Below are 21807 nucleotides of genomic sequence, written 5' to 3' on the forward strand. Positions count from 1 at the left end.
TCAGCCGAGGACCCGCGACACCAGCCAGGAGATGTCGTCGGCGGTCTCGTCGGGCGTCTTCGTGGGCTGCATGACGTGGCTGAGCACGACGCGCACGATCGTCTCGATGGCGACATCGGCCTGATGCTCGGTCAGCCCGTGGTCGAACCTCTTGATGTGCTCGTGGATGATCTCGGTCGCGTAGCCGAGCAGCCCCTCGCTGTGGCTGGTCAGGTAGGGCAGCAGCTCGGTGTCGGCGCCGTGCGTCGCCGAGACCACCGCGTGCAGCAGCTTGTTGTCCTGGGCGCGGTCGAGCACGCCGTACGTCGCCTGGCGGATCGCCTTGAGGAAGTCGTCCTCCTCCTCGTCGAAGGCCGCGCTCACCACAGCGAGGAACTGCTCCAGCTCGCGCAGGATCAGCGACTTGGCCAGCGCCGGCTTGGCGCCGATGTCGTTGTAGACGGTCTGCCGGCTGACCCCGCACCGCTCCGCGATGCGCGACATCGTCACGCTCGCCCACCCGGTCTCGGTCGTCATCTCGACGGCAGCGTCGAGGATCCGCTGACGGGTGTTTTCAGGTACTCCGGCCGCCATGGGGCCAGAGTCTAGTGCGCCCGGCCCCTAGGGCTCGACCGAGTCCGACGCCAGCGGCACGAAGTCGACCTTCTCCCGGACACCGCAGTCCGGGCAGCACCAGTCGTCGGGTACGTCCGCCCACGCGGTGCCAGCGGCGAAGCCCTCGGCCTCGTTGCCCTCCTCGACCCGGTAGGTGTAGCCACAACCCGGGCAGCGGGCGGCCAGCACCTCGGCCGCGATCACCCGGGCGACGGTGTCGTCGCCGGCCTCGGCCCGGTCGGCGACGGGCGGCGGGTACTTCGCCAGGATCTTCTCCCGCCTGCGCGGCAGGATGTTGGCCCGCGACATGTCGCCGTCGAAGTGCGCCAGGACCTTCGGGTCCATCACCCGGCGCCAGACCGGCGGCAGGATCGCGAGCAGGATCATCCCGGCGTACCCGGTCGGCAGCACCGGGGACTCCTTGTAGTCACGCAGGGTCTGGTAGCGGCGTACGGGGTTGGCGTGGTGGTCGCTGTGGCGCTGCAGGTGGTAGAGCAGCACGTTGGTCGCGATGTTGTTGGAGTTCCACGAGTGGCTCGGGTCGACGCGCTCGTAGCGCCGGCCCACCTTCTGTCGCAGCATCCCGTAGTGCTCCATGTAGTTGATCACCTCGAGCAGCGAGAACCCGACCACCGCCTGGATCAGCAGGAACGGGATCACCACCGGCCCGAGCCACCCGATCAGGGCGCCCCAGAGCACCGCGGACATCAGCCAGGCGTTGAGTACGTCGTTGCCGATCCGGAACGGGTGCTGGTCGCGGCGGGCGTACCTCTTCCTCTCCAGCCGCCAGGCGCTCCTCAGCGAGCCCGAGACGGTGCGCGGCCAGAAGGCGTAGAAGGACTCGCCGACCTTGGACGAGGCCGGGTCCTCGGGCGTCGCGACGCGGACATGGTGGCCACGGTTGTGCTCGATGTAGAAGTGACCGTAGAAGCTCTGCGCGAGCGCGATCTTGGACAGCCAGCGCTCGACGTCCTCGCGCTTGTGGCCGAGCTCGTGGGCGGTGTTGATGCCGATGCCGCCGATGCAGCCGACCGAGATCGCCAGCCCGACCCGATCGACCATGCTCAGGGTGTGGCCGTCGAAGGCGCCGTGGGCGGCGATGGCCATGCCGCCGATGAAGACGGCGTACTGCAGCGGGAGGTAGGAGTAGACGATCCACCGGTAGTAGCGGTCGTTCTCCAGCGCCTCGATCATGTCGTCGGGCGGGTTGGACTGGTCGAGGCCCGCGACCAGGTCGATCGCCGGCACCACGACGAGGATGATGATCGGTCCGGTCCACAGGAACGCGCCGATGTCGGTGAGATGCCAGCCGCCGATCGCGATGAAGCCGAGAATCGGAACCACCAGGCCCAGCAGCCACAGGTAGCGCTTCTTGTCGCGCCACTGCTCGGTGGATCCTTCGGGCACGGTGCTGTTGGCGGTCTCCATCGTCGGCCCCCTTGACAATTCTGGATGATCTGTCAAGTGTCGTACGTCACGTCGGTGGTTGTAAATAGGATGGCCGCATGACGACGAGCCTGCCCTTCGGCATCGACTTCGGCGGCACGGGCATCAAGGGTGCCCCGATCGATCTCGCCACCGGCGAGTTCGCCGAGGAACGCGTACGCATCCCGACCCCCGAACACTCCACCCCCGAAGCCATCGCCGAGATCTTCGTGGACCTGCTCGCGCAGTTCCCGGACTGCGACGGCAAGGTCGGCGTGACCGTCCCCGGCGTCGTACGTCACGGGGTGGTCCACTCCGCCGCCAACATCGACAAGTCGTGGATCGGCGCCGACGCGGACGCGATCTTCACCGCGGCCACCGGGCGCGACGTGCACGTGGTCAACGACGCCGACGCCGCCGGCCTCGCCGAGGTCCGCTACGGCGCCGCGAAGGGCCGTCGCGGGCTGGTCATCATGACCACCCTCGGCACCGGCATCGGCTCGGCGCTCCTCTACGACGGCGTGCTCGTGCCCAACTCCGAGCTCGGCCACCTCGAGCTCGACGGCCACGACGCCGAGACCCGTGCCTCCAACGTCGCCCGCAAGCGCGAGGAGCTCTCCTGGAAGCACTGGGCCAAGCGGCTGCGCAAGTACTACCGCCACCTGGAGATGCTCTTCTCGCCCGACCTATTCCTGGTCGGCGGAGGGGTCTCGAAGGAAGCGGCGGAGTTCCTGCCGCTGCTCGAACTGGACACCGAGATCATCCCGGCGAAGCTGCTCAACACCGCCGGGGCCGTAGGGGCCGCGCTGTACGCCGAAGAGCTCGCGACCGACTGATCCCGGCGGCGCCGGGGGCATCGTCGGCGGGGGCATCGTCGGCGGCGGCACGTTCGGCGGCATGTTCGGCGGCGGCATCGGCGGCATCGGCGGCATCGGCGGGGCCGGGCGATCCCACGGAGCGCCGGCCTTCTTGGTCTCCTCGACCTGGGCGAGGAAGGCCTTGCGGGCCGCCGCACGCTGCCCGCGAGCCTCGCGCCGACCCCGCGCCCACGGGCTACGGACCACCCGGAACCCGGCGTACGCCACGCAGGCGAGCACCAGCAGCGCGACCAGGCCGACGATCAGTGCCCAGCCGGCCCGGGCGCGAACGCCGGCCGCGGCGGCGGAGGCGTCCTCGAGATAGCCGTCGTCGAGGTCGGCTCGGGCCGTGGCCGCGCCCGCGTCGAGGAACAGCACCAGCTCGCCGAGCTCGGTCAGCGGGTCCTGCATCCCCTCGACGTCGGCCGTCGCCTCACCGACCTCGGCGATCACCTCGGCGGTGCGGGGCAGCGTGGTGGCGAGCTCGCGATAGCGCGCTTCGCCGTCGGCGCTCTCGTAGGCCGTCCGCGCCGCCGTGGGCACCGGCAGGTCTGCCTTCTCCGCGGCCTCCTGGACCGTGGCGGCGTCGGCACTCGCAGCGCCGATCTGACCGATGGCCGTGTCGGCGTCCTCGAAGTTCCACGCGGCCATGCTCTCGCGCAGTCCCTCGGGTGGCATCCACTCGCCGTCGGCGCGGTCGACCGCGGCGTACGCCTTCCGGGCCTCGGCCCTGGGCCCGAGCTGCTTGGCCTCGGCGCGGGTGAGCACCCAGGTCTTCAGCGGCTTCTCCGGGGACGCGTCGGTGTCGTAGCGCTGCACGATGTCGACGAAGGTGCGCCAGTCGACCTGACCGGCGGTGGCCCGGTCATCGGCGCCGTAGCCGCTGCGGCCGTCGTAGAGGTCGTCGACCACATGGGTCAGCTCCTCGTCGGAGAGGTCCGCGAGCATGGCGGAGACGGCGGTGTAGGCGGCCGGATAGCCATAGGCGTCCTTCTCCTGGCTCCAGTCGGCGGAGTCCCAGGTCAGCAGGGGGAACGCCGCCTTGCTGCGACGCTTCACCTTGTCGTACTCCTGGCCCTTGGCGCCGACCTTCTTCGTCGCGCGCTGGGCCACGAGCTCGGTCAGGCCCTCGCTCAGCCAGCGGCCCTCGACGAGGTCGGGGTTGATCCAGGCGTGGGTCATCTCGTGGTAGAGGATCGCCGTGTCCAGGTCCTCGGAGACGACGATCTCGTCGGCGTCGGAGTCGAACCAGGCGTAGCCGACGGCCTCCGCGGAGCCGTCCTCACGGATCGTCTCCAGGCCGCCGGGCCACTCGTTGCCGGTCAGCTCCTCCAGCACCGGCATGCCCTCGGCGACCCGCTTCTCGACGAAGTCGAGCCACTCCTCGTCCTCGGGGAAGCTCTGCAGCGACAGCTTCGTGTCGCCGACCTCGATCTTCTTCTCGTCGAAGGCCTTCGGGTCGCGGGCGGAGACACCGGCGTCGACGAAGTCACCCTCGGAGTGCCAGGTCGTCGTCCGGCCCTTGGTCTTCTTGGTGAAGTCGCCCGAGGAGGCGGTGAACGTCATCGACTTCGGCAGCACGACGTCGACGGTCACCTCGCCGTCGTCCCCGAGGCCGATCACGGGGAAGACGGCATAGCCCTCACCGATCCGGATGTGGTTCCTCTTCGCCCGGATCGGCGCGCCCTTCAGCTCGTACGTCCAGGTGATCGTGCGCGACTTGCCGTAGTAGAGGTTGGGGAAGGAGACCGACACCACCTCGAGACCGGTGCCCTTGATCTTCTCGGTGCGCACCGGCAGCTTCGCGCCGTTGCTGGTCGCCCGCACCTTCGTCGCGCCGAGCGGCACCGGGATCGCGTGGCCGGTCAGGAAGTAGTAGGTGGTGGCCGTGCTCGGCTGCAGGTTGGTGACCGTGACCTTGGACTCGACCTCGACGGTCTTCGCCTTCTCGTCGAGCACGTAGCGGGTCCGGGAGGACTCTCCGACGCCGTCCTCGGGTGCCGCGACGGCTGCCGGCGCGGTCGTCACCAGCCCAGCACCCAGCAGCCCCAGCACGAGCAGCCCTACCGCCGCGCGCCGGAGCCGTCCTGCTCCCTGACCGCTTTCCACCCGGGCACCTTAGACCGATGCCCCGCCGGGTACGACCTTTTTGGACCGCTCCCCGGACGGCCCACGCGGGAGCATCAGGCCCAGGGCGTGCCCCACGTGTCGGCGTACGCGATCTCCTCGAGCGGCCGCCGGACGCGCTCGCGCTCCTCGCGCTCGGCATCGCGCGGGTCGACCTGCGCGGGGTCGCCGTGGAGACCGACCGCGATCCCGGTCATCACCTTCCACCAGTCCGGTACGCCGAAGGCCGCTGCCACGGCACCATGGTCGAACCCGGCGAACTGGTGGGAGGACAGCCCGAGCGATGCGGCCTGGACGGTCAGGTGCGCGGCCGCCTGACCGAGGTCGTAGAAGGAGTAGTCGGCCCACTTCGGGCCGTTGCCGTCCGGGTCCTCGGCGACCTGGGCGATCGCGACGAAGACGGCCGAGGCCCGCGGCACCCAGCCGGAGTTGCCGCGGGAGAGGTGGGTCACGAAGGTCTGGTGCCCGGCAGATCCGCGGGGCAGGACCAGGAACGACCACGGCTGGCTGTTGCCCGCGCTGGGCGCCCACCGGGCCGCCTCGAGGAGCAGCCTGATCTCGCCGTCGGCGAGCTCGTGGGCCGGGTCGAAGACACTCACCGACCAGCGGTCACGCAGGTGCTCGGTCAGGTCCTCGGCCCCGGGCTGGGGCGCGCGCTTCGCGGCAGTCATGCCCCTATTCTGCAATGTCTACTGACTTGGGAGACAAACCGTCTCAGCGAGCGTCAGGCGAGGTAGCGGCCGGGCCGGTGGTTGAAGGCCAGGATGATGTTGAGGACGACCGCGCCGACCGCGGAGAGCAGGACGGTCACGGGCGAGACGACGAAGAGCGCGAGCAGGATGACGCTGATGTCGAGGCCCATCTGGACGTACCCGGCTCGCAGGTTGAGCCGCTCCTGGAGGAGCAGGGCCAGCACGTTGAAGCCGCCCAGCGAGGCGCCGTGACGGAAGATCACCAGCAGCCCGAGGCCGACGAGCAGGTTGCCGGCCACGACGCCGTAGACGGTGTCGAGGCCGTCGAGCTGGAGCAGGTCGGCGTGGACCCGGGTCATCAGGGAGACCGCGATGACGCAGCCCAGCGACCGGAGCGTGAACCCGATGCCCTTCTTGGAGAGCGCGAGCCCGAAGAAGGGCAGGTTGACCAGCACGAAGAGCACCTCGAACGACAGCCCGGTCCAGTAGCTCACCAGCAGGCTCAGGCCGGCGGTGCCACCGGTCACCGAGCCGACCGACTGGATCAGGTGGAGCCCCAGCGAGGTCACCACGATGCTGGTCGCGTAGCCGAGCGCGTCCTCCAGCAACGTGTGGGGGACGCGGATCGACTCGAGGGAGTCTGTCAACGGCTCGGACACGACACTCATTCTGGGTGCCGCGCCCGAGCCCCGGGGAATTCAGAAGGACGAGATCTGCACCACTCCCGGCGGCTTCACCGCTGCCCTGTCGGGCGCACGACGATCTCGTTGACATCGACGTCCGGCGGCTGCGCGAGGGCGAAACCGACCGCCCGTGCGATCGCATCTGCGGGGATCTGGTGGGAACGGTAGGTCGTCATCAGCTCGGCCGCCCCGGGGTCGGTGATATGGGCGGCAAGCTCGGAGGTGACCACGCCCGGCGAGATCGTGGTGACCCTGATCGACGGGTCGGATTCCTGCCGCAGGCCCTCGGTGAGCGCCCACGCCGCGTGCTTGGTGGCGGCGTACAGCGCAGCAGTCGGGCTGACCTGGTGGGCGGCGATCGAGGCGATGGTGACAAAGTGCCCGCCACCGAGCCGTCGGAAGTGCGGCAGGACGGCAGCGATCCCGTGGTGGAGGCCGCGTACGTTGACGTCGATCATCCGGTCCCACTCCTCGACCAGCAGCGCGTCGAGACGGGACAGCAGCATGACCCCGGCGTTGCCCACGAGCGCGTCGATGCGCCCCTGGCGTGCGACGACATCGTCGACAAGGGCCTTGTACGCAGCGAGGTCCGTGACGTCGAGGGCATGTCCCTCGGCCGACTGCCCGGCGCCGGTCAGGTCGGCGACGATCTCGTCGAGGCGGTCCTTGCGGCGGGCGGCGAGCACGACGTGGTGTCCCTCGGCGGCGAGCCGCCGGGCGGTGGCCTCGCCGATGCCGCTGGAGGCGCCGGTGACGAGGACGATCTTCGGGTCGCTGGTCATCGCGCGCTCACCCCGGCCGGCTCAGCCTCGCCGTGCGACCGGACGGCGAGGTGTCCCCACGCGTCCCACTCGGCGAGCCGCCGCTCGTAGATGCCTCGGATCAGCTCCGGAGCCTGGGCGCCGAACAGCACCCGCAGCGGCGGCTCGGGTGCGTCGACGATCTCCAGCAGCGCGTGCGCGGCGGCGGCCGGGTCGCCGACGCCGAAGCCTGCGCGACGCGCGGCGGCCTCCTCACGCATGGGGTCGTAGGCGTCCAACGGTGTGCTGTGACGGGCGGACGGACCGCTCCAGTCGGTGCCGAAGGCGCCGGGCTCGACGATGGTGACCCGGATGCCGAACCGGGCGACCTCGGCGGCAAGTGCCTCGCTGAGCCCCTCCAGCGCCCACTTGGAGGCGTGGTAGGCCCCGACGTTGGGAAAGGCACCGATGCCGCCGATCGAGGAGACCTGCACGAGGTGGCCGGCCCCGCGGGACCGCATGCGGGGGAGCACCGCCTGGGTGACGTGGAGGACACCGAAGAGGTTGGTCTCGATCTGGTCCCGCAGCTCGGTCGGAGTCAGCTCCTCGACCGCGCCGAAGTGGCCGTAGCCGGCGTTGTTGACGACGACGTCCAGAGGGCCGAGCCGCTCCTCGGTCTGGGCGACACCCGCCCGGACGGCGTCCCGGTCGGTGACATCGAGGGTGAGCGGGAGCAGCGTGTCCGGGTACCGCTCCCGGAGCCCGTCGAGGGCATCCGAAGCACGGACGGTGGCGGCGACCCGGTCGCCTCGGGCGAGGGCCGCCGCGGCGTACGCCTGGCCGAAGCCGCGGGAGGCTCCCGTGATCAGCCAGGTCCTGGATGTGGTGGTTCCGTTGTGGTTCATACCCTCGACGATCGGCCGGTCGCGCCCGCGGCAACAGGACGCGTTCTGCCTGGGAGCAGCACACCCAGGCATCGCGCGGATCCGCCCTCTAGCCTGGGGATATGGCCGACAACCTCCTGGGCGACTTCCTGCGGGCCCGGCGCGCCCAGATCACCCCCGCGGCGGCCGGGATCCCGGACTTCGGCCGTCGCCGGGTGCCGGGCCTGCGGCGCGAGGAGGTCGCGACCCAGGCCGGGATGAGTGTCGACTACTACGTACGTCTCGAGCAGGGCCGCGAGCGCAGCCCGTCGGCGCAGGTGCTGGACGCGCTGGCGCAGGTGCTGATCCTGGACGAGGACGCGCGGCTGCACCTGTTCCAGCTCGCCGGCGTGGCGCCGGGAGCGCGGCGTACGACTCCGACGCAGCGGGTCGACCCGGAGCTGCGGCGCCTCCTCGACATGTGGCCCGACAACCCGGCGATCGTTCTCGGTCGCGGCTACGACCTGCTGGCCGGGAACGCCCTGGCGTACGCCCTCTTCGGGGGCTTCGAGCGGGGCGCCAACCTGGTGGTGAAGATCTTCCTCGACCCGGGCGGGCGCAGCCTCTACCCCGACTGGGAGCACGTCGCCGCCTACACGGTGGCCGGGCTGCGGATGGCGTACGGCGAGGATCCCACCGAGCCGCGGATCAACGAGGTCGTCGACATGATGCTCGCCCAGAGCCCCGACTTCGCCCGGCTGTGGGAGCGCCACGAGGCCCGCCGCAAACGCATGGAGTCCAAGCGGTTCCGCCACCCCGAGGTCGGCGAGATGACTCTGTGGATGAACGCCTTCGACGTGAAGTCGGCGCCCGGCCAGGAGCTCATCGTCTACCACGCCGAGCCGGCCACGCAGAGCGCCGACGCCCTCAAGCTGCTCGGCACGCTCGCCGCCACACGGAGAACGGCCGAGGAATCACGACCGTGACCGCTCGGCCGGTCTGCCGCACACCGGTCCCATGCTGTGTGGCAAGGCGAGATCTGCGTCACGTTTCCGCTGGTCAGGGCTGGGATACCCGCCCAATGGGACGCGCGACGATCGAGGCCTAGGATCTGCGCCATGGCACACAGGCGCGCCTCCAGGGCCCTCCGTACGCTGCAGTCGCCGCGAGCGGTCAGCAACGTCGTTCTCGGCGTCGGCATCGTCACCCTTCTCGGGGTCCTCGCACCCGATCTGGCGCGGCGTACCGACCTCGTCGAGAACATGGTTCCCGACGTCTTCCCGGCGGCGGCGACGACGGGCTCGCTCGCGATCGGCGTGATCCTGCTGGTCCTGGCGCGCTCGCTGCGCCGCGGCAAGCACCGCGCCTGGCTGATCGCGACGGTGCTGGTGGCGGTGGACACCGTCTTCCAGGTCGTCCGTGCGCTGAGCCTGGTCGAGGCACTGCTCTGTGCGCTCCTGACCGCTCTCCTCATCAGCGCCCGCCGCAACTTCGCCGCACGACCGGACCCGCGCTCGCGACTGCGGCTGCTGGCCGTGGTGCTGCTCGGCCCTGTGGTCGCGACCGGGGTGGGCTACGGCTGGCTCGCGATCGCGACCCGCGGCCAGCTCGCCGACACGACCGGCTCCGAACGGCTGCTGCAGGCGCTGCTCGGGCTGGCCGGGATCCCCGGGCCGATCGACTTCGTCAGCGACATCGCCGCAGCCCGGTCGGCGGTGGGCCTGGCCGTCCTGGGCGCCGCCCTGCTGCTGGTGGCGCTCCTGGTCGCGGTGCAGCCGGCCGACGGCCCGCACCACCTCACCGATGACGAGGAGTCGCGCGTGCGCGGCCTGCTCGCGAAGTGGGGCTGGGTCGACTCGCTCTCCTACTTCGCCACCCGCGGCGACCGTTCGGTGATCTTCAGTCCCTGCGGCCAGGCCGCGATGTCCTACCGCGTCGTCGGCAGCACGTCGCTGTCGGCAGGCGATCCGGTCGGCAACCCGTCGGCGTGGCCGGGCGCGATCGGTGCCTGGCTCGACGAGGCCCGCTCCTACGGCTGGACGCCCGCCAACCTCGGCTCCTCCGAACGCGGCGCCACGGCCCTGTGCAAGGCCGGGCTCAACGTCCTCGAGCTGGGCGACGAGGCGATCGTGCACCTCTCCGAGTTCAGTCTCGAGGGACGCTCGATGCGCGGCGTACGCCAGGCGGTCTCCCGGACCCGGCGCGCCGGCGTCACCGCCGACTGCGTCCGCGTGAAGGACCTCGCCGCCGAGACCCTGGAGCTGGTGCGGGAGCGGGCGGACGCCTGGCGCGAGGGCGAGGTCGAGCGCGGCTTCTCCATGGCCCTGGGGCGCTTCGGCGACCCTGCCGACGGCGATGCGCTGCTGGTGCTCGCCCGGGACGGCGACGGCGACCTGGTCGGTCTGCTCCACTTCGTCCCGTGGGGCGACGACGCGCTCTCGCTCGACCTGATGCGCCGCTCGCGCGACTCCGAGAACGGTGTCATCGAGCTGATGGTCGCCACCCTCTGCCAGTGGGCGCCCGATCTCGGGATCTCCAAGATCTCCCTCAACTTCGCCGTCTTCCGCAGCGTCTTCGCCCACGGCGAGCGGCTCGGCGCCGGGCCGTACGTCCGGGCCTGGCGGGCGGTGCTGCTGTGGGCCTCGCGCTTCGCCCAGATCGAGTCGCTCTACCGCGCCAACGCGAAGTACCACCCCGAGTGGGCGCCGCGCTTCATCGCCTACGAGGGCCCCTCCGACATCCCGACCGTGGCCACCGCCGCCCTGCGCGCCGAGGCGTTCCTCGCCCTGCCCACGTGGCTGCGTCTCCCGGGGCGCAAGGCTCCCGAGATCGAACCCGACGCGCCGGCCGCGGGACACGAGGTCACGCGGCCGGCACCTGGCCGGTCGCCGGCAGTCAGGCGTTGACGCGGAGCAGCGCGCCGACGATCTCGTCGACCTTGGTCTTGGCGTCGCCGAAGAGCATCTGCGAGTTGTCCCGGAAGAAGAGCGGGTTCTGCACACCGGCGTAGCCCGCGGCCATCGACCGCTTGAAGACGACCACGTTCTTGGCCTCCCAGACCCGCAGGACGGGCATGCCGGCGATCGGGCTGCCGGGGTCCTCGGCGGCGGCCGGGTTGACGGTGTCGTTGGCACCGATGACCAGGACGACGTCGGTCTCGGCGAGGTCGTCGTTGATCTCGTCCATCTCCAGGACGATGTCGTAGGGCACCTTGGCCTCGGCCAGCAGCACGTTCATGTGGCCCGGGAGACGGCCGGCGACCGGGTGGATGCCGAAGCGGACGTCGACACCGCGCCCACGCAGGATGCGGGTGAGCTCGGCGACCGGGTACTGCGCCTGGGCGACGGCCATGCCGTAGCCCGGGGTGATGACCACGGAGGAGGCGCCGGCGAGGAGGTCGGCGGTGTCCTCGGCGTTGATCTCGCGGTGCTCGCCGTAGTCGACGTCACCGGACGGCCCGGCCTCGATGCCGAACCCGCCGGCGATGACCGAGATGAACGAGCGGTTCATCGCCTTGCACATGATGTAGGAGAGGTACGCACCGGAGGAGCCGACGAGGGCACCGGTGACGATCAGCAGGTCGTTGCCCAGGAGGAAGCCCGAGGCGGCCGCGGCCCACCCGGAGTAGCTGTTGAGCATCGAGACCACGACCGGCATGTCGCCGCCACCGATGGAGGCGACCAGGTGCCAGCCGAGCGCCAGCGCCACGACGGTGACGGCGATCAGCAGCGGGAGCGTCGGGTTGATGACGTAGACGACCGTCAGGATCACGAAGACGACCAGCGCGCCGATGTTGATCACGTTCTTGCCCGGCAGCATCAGCGGCGCCGACTTGATCCGCGCCGAGAGCTTCAGGAAGGCGACGATCGAGCCGGTGAAGGTGACCGCGCCGATGAAGACGCCGATGAAGACCTCGGCGTCGTGGATGGCGCCGCCGTGAAGGTGGCCCGCGGCGGCCTCGAAGTGGCCGTTCCAGCCGATGAGGACGGCGGCCAGACCCACGAAGGAGTGCAGCAGCGCGATCAGCTCAGGCATGCCGGTCATCTCGACGACCTTGGCACGCCACAGACCGATGACCGCACCGATGGCGACCGCGCCGACCAGGACCAGGATGGCGGTGCTCGTGCCCGCGTCGGCGACCTGGAGAACGGTCGCGATCAGCGCCAGCGCCATGCCGGAGACGCCGTAGACCCAGCCCTGCGAGGCGGTCTCGTGCTTGGACAGACCTGCCAGCGACAGGATGAAGAGGAGGGCGGCGACGAGGTAGGCCGCGCCGGCGATCGAGAAGATATCCATGGTTTCGTCCCTCAGGCCTTCCGGAACATCGAGAGCATGCGGCGGGTCACGGCGAAGCCACCGAAGATGTTGATGCTCGCCAGCAGCGTGGCGATGCCCGCGAGCACCAGGACCACGTTGTCGGCGACGGTGAGCTGCAGCAGGGCGCCCACCACGACGATCCCGGAGATCGCGTTGGTCACCGACATCAGCGGGGTGTGCAGGGCGTGGTGGACGTGACCGATGACGTAGAACCCGATCACCACCGAGAGCGTCAGCACGGTGAAGTGCCGGGTGATCTCGGCCGGAGCGACCGCGTTGAGCAGGAAGAGCGCGAGCGCACCGGTGCCGACGAGCGCGAGCTTCGCGCCGGCGGAGAGCGGCTTCTTCTCCTCCTTGACCGCGACCTCGGCGGGAGCCGCGGCGGCCGGAGCCGCCGAGACCTGCACCGGCGGCGGCGGCCAGAGCACGCCGCCGTCGTGCACGACGGTCAGGCCGCGCTGGACCTGGTCCTCGAGATCGAGGGCGAGCACGCCGTCCTTCTCGGGCGTCACCAGCTTCATCAGGTTGACCAGGTTGGTGCCGTAGAGCTGGCTGGACTGCGCGGGAAGACGCGCGGGCAGGTCGGTGTAGCCGATGATCGTCACGCCGTTGTCGGTGGTGATGACCTCACCGGCGACCGTGCCCTCGACGTTGCCGCCCATCGCGGCCGCCATGTCGACGATGACCGACCCGGGCTTCATGGAGGCCACGTCGGCCGCGGTGATCAGCTTCGGCGCCGGGCGCCCCGGGATCAGCGCGGTGGTCACGATGATGTCGACGTCCTCGGCCTGCTCGGAGTAGATCTCCGCGGCGCGCTGGTCGTAGGCCTCCGAGGTCGCCTTGGCGTAGCCGTCGGTCGACTCCTCGACCTCGACCTCGACCTTCAGGTATTCACCACCGAGCGACTTGACCTGGTCGGCGACCTCCGGACGGGGGTCGGTCGCGCGGACGATCGCGCCGAGCGAGCTCGCCGCGCCGATGGCGGCCAGACCGGCCACACCGGCACCGGCCACGAGCACCTTCGCCGGCGGCACCTTGCCCGCAGCGGTCACCTGGCCGGTGAAGAAGCGGCCGAAGTGGTGGGCGGCCTCGACCACGGCGCGGTAGCCGGCGATGTTGGCCTGGCTGGAGAGGATGTCCATGGACTGCGCCCGCGAGATACGCGGCACCGCATCCATCGCGAAGGCGTCGACCTTGCGGGCGGCCAGGGCGTCGAGCAGCTCACTGTTCTGTGCCGGCGCGAGCGGGGCGACCAGCGTGGCGCCGCTCTTCAGTAGCTCGACCTCGTCGATGGAGGGCGCGTTGACGCGGAAGACCAGATCGGCACCCCACGCGTCGGCGGCCGTGCCGATGCGGGCGCCGGCCTCGGCGTACGCCTCGTCCGTGAAGCTGGACGCCTCCCCGGCGCCACCCTCGATGACGACGTCATAGCCCAGACCGGTCAGCTGTTTGACCGTCGCGGGTGTTGCCGCCACCCGAGTCTCCCCAGGCTTCGTCTCTCGGGTCACTCCGATGAGCATCCTCGGCTCCTTCGTCTGCTACGCGGTGTCTTCAGTCTCCAGCATGGCGGGGTTCCGGTCAGCCGATCTGCGTGTGACCGATGGACGACCGGCAACGACCGGAACCCCACCGTGCTGGTTACTGGCCGGTAACGGTAGGGCAGATCAGCAGGTGGACACCAGGGTTGTCCGGTTGTATCGGTCCAATACCTGTGGTCTTCCTCACGGTCTCACGGGTGGCGCCCAGCCGAGTGCCGCGCCATGGCCCTGGAGCCAGCCGACCGCTCGCCCGTCGACCGCGAGAGAGAAGTGGTCCGCGGCGAGCGGGCTCGGCTCCGCGGTGGCGAGGGAGGGGATCACCCGCGGGCCCTCCAGGCTGATCCAGTGGCAGCGGCCGCCCGCGACCAGCGTACGCATGCGGTTCTCGAGCTCGACGCGATCACGCTCGTCCAGGTAGGCCGCGGCGGCGCTGTGGTGGACCACGGGCGTACCGCCCGAGGCGGCGGCGATCTCCAGCGCGCCGTCCAGCCGGTCGAGCATGTCCCCGGCGATCAGCCGGGGTGGCTCGGCCCTGGTCACCTCGATCGCCGCGGCGAGGCGGTCGTGACGCTCGTCGTGGCCGGGCCAGATCAGGGTGAGCAGCCAGCTCATGTCCTCGGGGTCGGTGACGTCGAGCGGGTCGAGGTCGATCCCGATGCGCGCGGTGATGCGTGGGTGCCGTCCGGGGACCGGGACCGGCCCGACCGACGGGACCCGGATCGTCGGCCCGCCGGACCCGCGGAGCTCGCCGGCACCGTCCCAGACGTAGTCGTAGCGGTCCGGGTAGAGACACAGGCCGGCGCTGGCACCGAGCTCCACCAGGGCGAGCGGCCCGTCCCCGAGCATGCCGAGCGCCGGGGTCAGCGCCGCCAGCCGGGCGACCTCGTTGGTCTGCGTACGCCGCGTCAGGATCGTCTCGCGCACCGCCGGCCACTCGGGGCCGAGGAGCATGGCCCGGAGCTCGGCATAGGGGCCGGGGGCCAGGCCGTGCCACCGGGCTGCGGCGAAGACGAGGTTGGCCTGCTGCTTCAGCGTAGGCAGGTCGCTGAGCACCCGGAGCACGTCCGGATCGTCGGCGACGGCGCTCGCCCAGGCGTGGTAGCAGGGCGAGGTGGACATCTCGGCGGCGTGGTAGCGGTAGTTCTCCCGGATGTCGGTCAGGTCGTTCAGCGGCAACACGGCGTCTCCTCCTGGAACGGGTCGAGAGCCCACCGTGCCGCCGCGGGGGCCGGGCACGCGATGTCGATCGAGTCGACATGGCGCCGGAGCAGGTCGATGGGCGAGAGTGACGTCGTGACGGAGTGGATCACGACCCGGGAGGCCGCCCAGCGCCTCGGGGTGAAGCGCACGACGCTCTACACCTATGTCAGCCGGCGTCTGCTCACCCGGCGCCGCAGCGGCGGGGAGAGCCTGTTCGACCGCGCCGAGATCGACGCACTGGCCAGCACCCGGCACCACCCCGGCTCCCCGCTCGGCGTGCTGCCGATGCGTTCGGTCCGCTCGAGCGTGAGCGAGGTACGCGAGGGGGAGCTGTTCCTGCGCGGCGTGCCGCTGGCCGACCTGGCCGACGAGCCGTTCGAGGAGGTGGTCGATCTCGTTCTGGGCGACGGCCCGGCGCTCGCCATCGAGGCGCCGGCTCACCTGACCGCGCTGCCGCTCGACCGCCGGCTCGCCGCGCTGGCGCAGTGGGCGGGGTCGCGCGGCGAGTGGGTGGGGCCCGCTGCGGCGGCCGGTGTCGCCAAGGGGCTGATCAGGGCAGCACCCGCCGCGCTCGGCGGCCGGACCGAGCCCCACCGGCCGATCGACGAGGCGCTCTTCGCCGCCGTCGCCGGGCGCCCCGGCAGCCCGCGGGAGGTGGCCACTCTCAACACGGCGCTGGTCGCGCTCGTCGACCACGGCCTGGCGGCCTCGGTGGTGGCGGCCCGGGTCGCGGCCTCGGCGCGGGCCTCGGCGTACGACTGCCTGGTCGCCGGCTATGCCGCGCTCGCCGGGCAGCTGCACGGCGGCATCGGCCCGTCCGCCCTCGCGGTGCTGCGGGACGGCCCGCCGGCCGAACCGAGCCTGCCGGTGCCCGGCTTCGGGCACTGGCGACACCCCGAGGGCGACCCGCGGGCCGACGCGATCCTCGCCCGCCTCGCGCTGGTCGAGGGTGCGGCGCCGACCCTGGCGCGCCTGGACGAGATCGCGTCGCGGACCGAGCGCCGGCCGAACATCGACGGCGCGCTCGCCGCGCTCGTGCTCACCTGCGGCCTGCCCGACGATGCCGCCGAGGTGCTCTTCCAGGTGGGACGTACGGTCGGCCTCGCCGCCCACATCGTCGAGGAGTCGGAGGAGGACCCGCTCCGCTGGCGCGCGATCGACCCCACCGCCTGACCCGATCCTGACAGCGAGACGTCAGTTTTCGCTGTCGAGCTGGGTCATGAAGTGGGTCGGGTAGCGGTCACCGCGCGCGGCGCCGACGGGGACGGCGGCGTCGATGCGAGCCAGGTCGGTGTCGTCGAGATGGACCGCGTTGGCGCCGGCCATGGACTCGACCTGGCTCACCCGGCGCGAGCCGATGACGGGGACGATGTGCTCGCCGCGGGCGGCGACCCAGGCGATCGCCAGCTGCGCCAGGGTGACGCCCTTGGCCGCGGCGATCTCCTCCAGGGTGACCAGCAGGGCGCGGTTGTGGTCGAGGTTGTCGCCCTGGAAGCGCGGCATGTGCGCGAGCGAGCCGCCGAGGGCACCGCTGCCGCCGATCAGGCCGCGACCGAGGACGCTGTACGCGGTGATGCCGATCCCCAGCTCCCGGCAGGTGTCGAGGATGCCGTTGGCCTCGATCCCCCGGCTGAGCAGGGAGTACTCGATCTGCAAATCGCTGATCGGGGCCACCGCGGCGGCCCGCCGGATCGTGTCGGCGCTGACCTCGCTGAGCCCGATGTGGCGTACGTAGCCAGCCTCCACCAGCTCCTGGACCGCACCCACGGTCTCCTCGATCGGCACCTGCGGGTCCAGGCGGGCGGGGCGGTAGATGTCGACGTGGTCGGTGCCGAGCCGCTGGAGCGAATAGGTGAGGGAAGACCGCACCGCCTCCGGGCGGCCGTCGAAACCGGCCGGCATCCCGACCGGCGTCAGGAGGGCCCCGAACTTCACCGAGAGCACCACGTCGTCCCGCTCCCGCTCGCGCAGCGCCCGGGCGATCAGCATCTCGTTGTGCCCGGCGCCGTAGAAGTCGGCGGTGTCGATGAGGATGCCGCCGGCGTCGAGATAGGCGTGGATGACGCGTACGCCCTCCTCGTCGTCGACCGCGCCGTAGGCGCCGGACAGGCTCATCCCGCCGAGCGCGGGGGAGGTGACCTCCGGTCCGGTGCTGCCGAGCCGGCGCTTCTGGAACTGTGTCTGGGCTGTCTGTGAGTTCGTCATGCCTCCACCGTGCGGGCTCCCCGAGACGTACGGCAGGGCCGACTCATCCAGGGACGGGGTGTCCCTGGATGAGGCTCGGCGCCGGATCGATACTGGTCGGTGTGACCGACCGCAAGGCATTCGCCGACTTCCTGCGCCGTCGTCGGGCCCTGATCCGTCCGGCCGACGTCGGCCTGCCGGAAGGCATCCGCCGGCGTACCCCCGGCCTCCGTCGCGAGGAGGTCGCGATGCTCGCCGGTGTGTCCACCGACCACTACACCCGGCTGGAGCAGGCCCGCGGGTCGGCGCCCTCGGCCTCGGTGGTCAACGCGGTCGCCCGCGCGCTGCAGTGCGACCTCGACGAGCGCGACCACCTCTACCACCTGGCCGGGATGAACCCGCCGCCCCGTCGGGGCCACGTACGCCCCGGCCTCGTCGCGCTGGCCAGCCGGCTCACCGACCTGCCCGTGATGATCTGCAACGACCTGGGCGAGGTGCTCTTCACCAACCCGATGGCCGAGCTGCTGATGGGACACCTGCGCGTCGGCGGGAGGAAGACCGAGAACATGGTGTGGCGCTGGTTCACCGACCCGGCCTTCCGGCAGATGCCCGAGGAGGACTGGGACCGGATCTCGGCCGTCCACGTCAGCGACCTGCGCGCGACCCACGCCCGTCGCGCCGGCGAACCCGACATCACCGCCCTCGTCGACGATCTGCTCGCCGCGAGCGCGGAGTTCCGCGAGCTCTGGGAGCGCCACGAGGTGGGCGTACGCCGCGCCGACCGGAAGACCTTCCTCCATCCCGAGGTGGGTGCCGTCGAGGTGCGCTGCGAGGTGCTCTTCAGCGAGGGGCAGGAGATCCAGCTGGTCGCCTACTTCCCCGCCGAAGGCACCGACGCGGCCGAGAAGCTCGACCTGCTCCGGGTGATCGGCACCCAACGGCTCACCCGCGCGGACTCATCACCCACCTGAGGGCGACGAAGCGGATCAGGGTGGCCGTGGCGTTGGCCGCCACGAGCACGACGATCTCGATCGCCCGCGCGGGCGTCGGCGCGGCCAGGTGCAGGAGCGCGAGCGATCCCGAGGTCAGCGCCAGCCCGACCCCGAAGGCCGCCAGCCCCGCCACGTGATGCTTCACCGCACCCTGCCGCGCGGTGATCCCGAAGGTCAGCCGGCGGTTGGCCGCGGTGTTGCCGACAGCGGTCACCAGGAGCGCGACCAGGTTGGCCGCCTGGGCACCGACGGCGGTGCGGAGCAGCACGTAGAGGAGCAGGTACGCCAGCGTGCTCAGCACCCCGACGGCCCCGAACCGGATCACCTGAGCCGCCAGGCTCGGGCTCCGGACGGGCCCGGGCGGACGTACGCCACCGAGGTCGATCCGGCCGCTGACCAGCCCGAACAGCAGCCTGCCGATCCCGGCGAGGTCCTCCTTGATCGTCGCGACGATGTCGACGCGGGAGTCCGGGTCGTCGACCCAGTCCACCGGGACCTCGTGGATCCGCAGGCCTGCCTCGGAGGCGAGGACCAGGAGCTCGGTGTCGAAGAACCAGCTCTCGTCCTCGACCAGCGGGAGCAGCTTCTCGGCGGTGTCGCGGCGGATCGCCTTGAAGCCGCACTGGGCGTCGGTGAACTCCGCGGAGAGGATCCCGCGCAGCAGCAGGTTGTAGCCCTTCGAGAGGAAGTCCCGCTTCGGGCCCCTCACGATCCGGCTGCCCTTCGCCAGCCGGGTGCCGATCGACAGGTCGGAGTGACCGGACAGGAGCGGCGCGAGCAGCGGCGGGAGCGCGGCCAGGTCGGTGGAGAGGTCGACGTCCATGTAGCCGACCACCTGGGCGTCCGAGGAGGCCCAGGCCGCCTTGAGCGCTCGCCCACGGCCCTTCTCGTCGAGATGGACGGCGCGTACGCGGGTCAGCTCGGTCTCCAGCCGCCGGGCGATCTGCCAGGTGGCGTCGGTGCTGGCGTTGTCGGCGATCGTGATCGTCGTGGCGTAGGGCAGGTGCCGGAGGTAGTCGTCGAGCCGGCGGACCGAGCTCTCCAGGCCCTGCTCCTCGTTGTGGACGGGGATCACCAGGTCCACCGCGGTCCTCACCTGCGCCCGCGCCGTGCTGCTCGCCGAGGCGCTCTCGCTCGTCCTCATGAGTCCGCCTTCGGCTGGGTCAGGTCGTAGACGGTGGTGCCGTCGACGTCGGTCGAGGTGAAGTTCTCCTCGACCCAGGAGCTGATCTCGGTCGAGACCGACGACTCCCGGTCGCCGCCGGGACCGGCCTGGCCCCCGGCCGGGAGCTGCGCGTTGCCCGGGAGCTCCATGCCCGCCGGCAGCTCGAACGAGCCCATGCCGCCGGGTCCACCGCCGGCGATGTAGTAGTGGATCTCGCCGTCGGCGACGTACTCCTGGAACTGCTTCAGGGTGATGCTCGGCGCCGTGCCGTTGAAGCCGCCGATCGACATCACCGACTCGCCGCTGCCGAGCTGGTAGCTCGCCGCGCTCGTGGAGCTGGTCGTCGCGGCCGCCCAGCGGTACCGACCGGCGTTCGTACGCAGCATCTCGGCCAGCTCGTCGCTGATCTCGTCGCCGCCGAACATCCCGCCTCCGCCGCCGAGCCGGAACAGCTCGGGTCCCTGGCCACCGTCCTGGCCACCGTCCTGGCCACCGTTCGGGCCACCGGCCGGACCGCCGTTCTGGCCCCCGGGCATCGCCGGCATCGCCTGGCCGCCGGGGCCGCCCTGCATCCGCACGGGGCCGCCGGGGCCCCCGAGACCGCCGGGACCACCGCCGCTGTAGGGACCGGCGGTCACGATGGAGCCGGTGTGCGGGGTGCCGATCGTCTGGATCGCGTACGCCGCCGGGCCGATGCCCACGCTCACCGCGGCCGCGGCCAGGACCGCCACCGCGACCCCGCGGCCGAACCGTTCGAGCCTTGCGACCACGGCCAGGCCGGCAGCAGCCCCGAGACCGAGGGCCAGCACGACCCAGCGGAGCGTGGCGTACGGCTGCTGGTCGGACTGCCCGAGGAGCACCCAGGCCCAGACGGCGCTGGCCAGGAGGGTGACCGCGAGCACGATCCGGGCGGCGATGCCGGCCCGGTGTCGCCAGAGCACGGTCGCACCGACGACCGCCGTCGCGGCGATCCACGGAGCCAGCGCGACGACGTAGTAGTCGTGGTAGATGCCGCCCATGAACGAGAAGACCAGGCCGGTGACCAGCATCGACCCACCGGTGAGGAGCAGGGTGGCGCGGGTCAGGTCGGTACGCGGCGCCTTGCGCAGCCACACCAGTGCCGCGACGAGCAGGATCAGCGCGGCCGGGAGGAGCCAGGTGATCATCCCTCCGGAGACACCCTGGAAGAGCCGCAGGATCCCGGCGGCGCTGCCGAACCCGGCGTTGCCGAGCCCGCCGTAGTCGCCGCCGTTGATCCGGCCGATCCCGTTGTAGCCGAAGGCGAGCTCGAGCACCGAGTTGTTCTGCGAGCCGTCCATGTAGGGCCGCCACGACTCCGGGACGAGCTCGAAGATCGCGATCCACCAGCCGGCCGCGAGCAGCATCGCGCCGAAGCAGTAGACACCGTGGAGGACCCGCTTCAGGAACGACCCGGGCCCGGCGATCAGGTAGACGGCGGCGATCGCCGGAACGATCAGGAACGCCTGCAGCATCTTCGTCAGGAACCCGAAACCGAGCAGTACGCCGGCCAGCACCAGCCAACGCGCCTTGCCGGTCTCGATCGCCCTGATGGTCGAGAACCCGGCTCCGACCAGCAACAGCACCAGCAGCGCGTCGGGGTTGTCGAACCGGAACATCAGCGCCGCCGCCGGGGTCAGCGCGGTCAGCGCACCCGCGGCGATCGCCGCCGGCCACGGCGCGACCTTCTTGACGATGCCGAACGTCAGGCCGACCGTCGCGACGCCCATCAACGCCTGTGGCGCGAGGATGCTCCACGAGGACAGCCCGAAGAGGCGTACGGACAGGCCCATCACCCACAACGAGGCGGGCGGCTTGTCGACGGTGATCGCGTTGCCGATGTCGAGGGAGCCGAAGAACCACGCCTTCCAGCTCTCTCCGCCGGCCTGGGCGGCCGCGGCGTAGAACTGGTTGGCGTACCCGGACTCCGAGAGCGTCCACAGGTAGCCGAGCGCGGTCAGGCCGAGCAGGAGGAGTAGGGACGCCCGTTCAGGGGTCGGGCGCCATGGTCGTCGGAGAGTGGCAGCCCCAGCGTCTTCAGGCGCCGAGCTCGCTGCTGGATCGAGGGTTGCGGTCATGGAGCACAAGGTTTGGCGCGGTCTCTGTGCATCACCTCCGCCGGACCTGTGGTTGGCCTGTGTCCTTGTCCGGCCGCGCGGCCTGGTGCCGTGGTCCGGTGCTGCTCCGGTCGAGCTTGTCGAGACCGCCTCTTTGCGGGGCTGCTGCTTCGCGGCTGGGGTGGGCCGCCGACCGGTCTTGAGGGGCTTCTCGTCTGGGCCGGTGCCATGGGTGTCCTGCGGGCGCTGGCTTCGCCGGGTGTTGCGGCGACCTGTGTCACTGACAAGTGATGCCCCGGTGGTCGAGCTTGTCGAGACCACCCTGTGCGGGGCTGTTCTTTGTGGCTGGTGCGGG

General features: G+C 71.2%; 17 protein-coding genes. 5 read left to right on the forward strand and 12 right to left on the reverse strand.

Annotated features, from left to right (window positions below; all coding sequences use genetic code 11):
* Both UG56_RS15865 and UG56_RS29035 read right to left on the reverse strand, forming a co-directional pair.
* Positions 1-573 (reverse strand): TetR/AcrR family transcriptional regulator, encoded by a 573-nt coding sequence (locus tag UG56_RS15865; protein WP_045550008.1) that lies wholly within the window; start codon positions 571-573, stop codon positions 1-3.
* A gap of 27 nt (positions 574-600) precedes the next feature.
* Entirely contained in the window at positions 601-2022 is a 1422-nt protein-coding gene (locus tag UG56_RS29035) for a fatty acid desaturase (protein ID WP_045550007.1), read from the reverse strand.
* A gap of 77 nt (positions 2023-2099) precedes the next feature.
* Here UG56_RS29035 and ppgK point away from each other — a divergent pair, with 77 nt between their 5' ends.
* Positions 2100-2855, forward strand: a complete 756-nt coding sequence (gene ppgK, locus UG56_RS15875) for a polyphosphate--glucose phosphotransferase (RefSeq protein WP_045550006.1) — start codon at positions 2100-2102, stop codon at positions 2853-2855.
* A 2204-nt stretch (positions 2856-5059) separates the two neighbouring features.
* Here the strand turns inward: ppgK and UG56_RS15880 are convergent.
* The 4 genes from UG56_RS15880 to UG56_RS15895 all read right to left on the reverse strand — a co-directional run bounded on the left by UG56_RS15880 (position 5060) and on the right by UG56_RS15895 (position 8023).
* Positions 5060-5674: a nitroreductase family protein gene (locus UG56_RS15880; protein ID WP_045550906.1), complete on the reverse strand. Its 615-nt coding sequence runs from the start codon at positions 5672-5674 to the stop codon at positions 5060-5062.
* A 53-nt stretch (positions 5675-5727) separates the two neighbouring features.
* The gene (locus tag UG56_RS15885) at positions 5728-6363 is read right to left on the reverse strand and encodes a YitT family protein (RefSeq protein ID WP_045550907.1); all 636 of its coding nucleotides are present in this window, start codon (positions 6361-6363) and stop codon (positions 5728-5730) included.
* 65 nt (positions 6364-6428) lie between these two features.
* Positions 6429-7160, reverse strand: a complete 732-nt coding sequence (locus UG56_RS15890) for an SDR family oxidoreductase (protein ID WP_045550908.1) — start codon at positions 7158-7160, stop codon at positions 6429-6431.
* Positions 7157-8023 (reverse strand): oxidoreductase, encoded by an 867-nt coding sequence (locus UG56_RS15895; RefSeq protein WP_045550909.1) that lies wholly within the window; start codon positions 8021-8023, stop codon positions 7157-7159. The genes UG56_RS15890 and UG56_RS15895 overlap by 4 nt, the downstream gene beginning before the upstream one ends.
* 101 nt (positions 8024-8124) lie before the next feature.
* Between UG56_RS15895 and UG56_RS15900 the strand changes: the two genes are divergently transcribed.
* Together UG56_RS15900 and UG56_RS15905 are read left to right on the forward strand one after the other, a co-directional pair.
* A complete protein-coding gene (locus UG56_RS15900; RefSeq protein WP_045550910.1) occupies positions 8125-8967 on the forward strand; it encodes a helix-turn-helix transcriptional regulator in 843 nt (280 codons plus the stop codon).
* A gap of 132 nt (positions 8968-9099) precedes the next feature.
* Complete coding sequence (locus UG56_RS15905; RefSeq protein WP_052694018.1) at positions 9100-10887, forward strand: phosphatidylglycerol lysyltransferase domain-containing protein; 1788 nt, start codon at positions 9100-9102, stop codon at positions 10885-10887.
* Here UG56_RS15905 and pntB read toward each other — a convergent pair.
* The 3 genes from pntB to UG56_RS15920 form a co-directional block, all read right to left on the reverse strand.
* Complete coding sequence (pntB, locus tag UG56_RS15910; RefSeq protein ID WP_045550911.1) at positions 10877-12277, reverse strand: Re/Si-specific NAD(P)(+) transhydrogenase subunit beta; 1401 nt, start codon at positions 12275-12277, stop codon at positions 10877-10879. The two genes, UG56_RS15905 and pntB, sit on opposite strands and share 11 nt — an antisense overlap.
* Before the next feature lie 11 nt (positions 12278-12288).
* Positions 12289-13818 (reverse strand): Re/Si-specific NAD(P)(+) transhydrogenase subunit alpha, encoded by a 1530-nt coding sequence (locus tag UG56_RS15915; RefSeq protein WP_045550912.1) that lies wholly within the window; start codon positions 13816-13818, stop codon positions 12289-12291.
* Positions 13819-14019: 201 nt separating this feature from the next.
* Positions 14020-15015 (reverse strand): DUF2332 domain-containing protein, encoded by a 996-nt coding sequence (locus UG56_RS15920; protein WP_052694021.1) that lies wholly within the window; start codon positions 15013-15015, stop codon positions 14020-14022.
* 114 nt (positions 15016-15129) lie between these two features.
* Between UG56_RS15920 and UG56_RS15925 the strand changes: the two genes are divergently transcribed.
* On the forward strand, positions 15130-16209 hold the full coding sequence (locus tag UG56_RS15925) for a citrate synthase (RefSeq protein WP_177191490.1): 1080 nt from the start codon (positions 15130-15132) through the stop codon (positions 16207-16209).
* Positions 16210-16230: 21 nt separating this feature from the next.
* On the opposite strand, the gene UG56_RS15930 is transcribed toward UG56_RS15925, so the two are convergent.
* Entirely contained in the window at positions 16231-17241 is a 1011-nt protein-coding gene (locus UG56_RS15930) for an aldo/keto reductase (RefSeq protein WP_045551939.1), read from the reverse strand.
* 101 nt (positions 17242-17342) lie between these two features.
* Between UG56_RS15930 and UG56_RS15935 the strand changes: the two genes are divergently transcribed.
* Entirely contained in the window at positions 17343-18191 is an 849-nt protein-coding gene (locus tag UG56_RS15935; RefSeq protein WP_084101131.1) for a helix-turn-helix transcriptional regulator, read from the forward strand.
* Here UG56_RS15935 and UG56_RS15940 read toward each other — a convergent pair.
* Both UG56_RS15940 and UG56_RS15945 read right to left on the reverse strand, forming a co-directional pair.
* On the reverse strand, positions 18163-19356 hold the full coding sequence (locus tag UG56_RS15940; protein WP_045551941.1) for a glycosyltransferase: 1194 nt from the start codon (positions 19354-19356) through the stop codon (positions 18163-18165). The two genes, UG56_RS15935 and UG56_RS15940, sit on opposite strands and share 29 nt — an antisense overlap.
* On the reverse strand, positions 19353-21473 hold the full coding sequence (locus UG56_RS15945; protein ID WP_071327126.1) for a glycosyltransferase family 39 protein: 2121 nt from the start codon (positions 21471-21473) through the stop codon (positions 19353-19355). The genes UG56_RS15940 and UG56_RS15945 overlap by 4 nt, the downstream gene beginning before the upstream one ends.
* Positions 21474-21807: the final 334 nt, after the last annotated feature.

Origin of the sequence: Nocardioides luteus (assembly GCF_000960475.2) — a bacterium.
Taxonomy (GTDB): Bacteria; Actinomycetota; Actinomycetes; order Propionibacteriales; family Nocardioidaceae; genus Nocardioides; species Nocardioides luteus_A.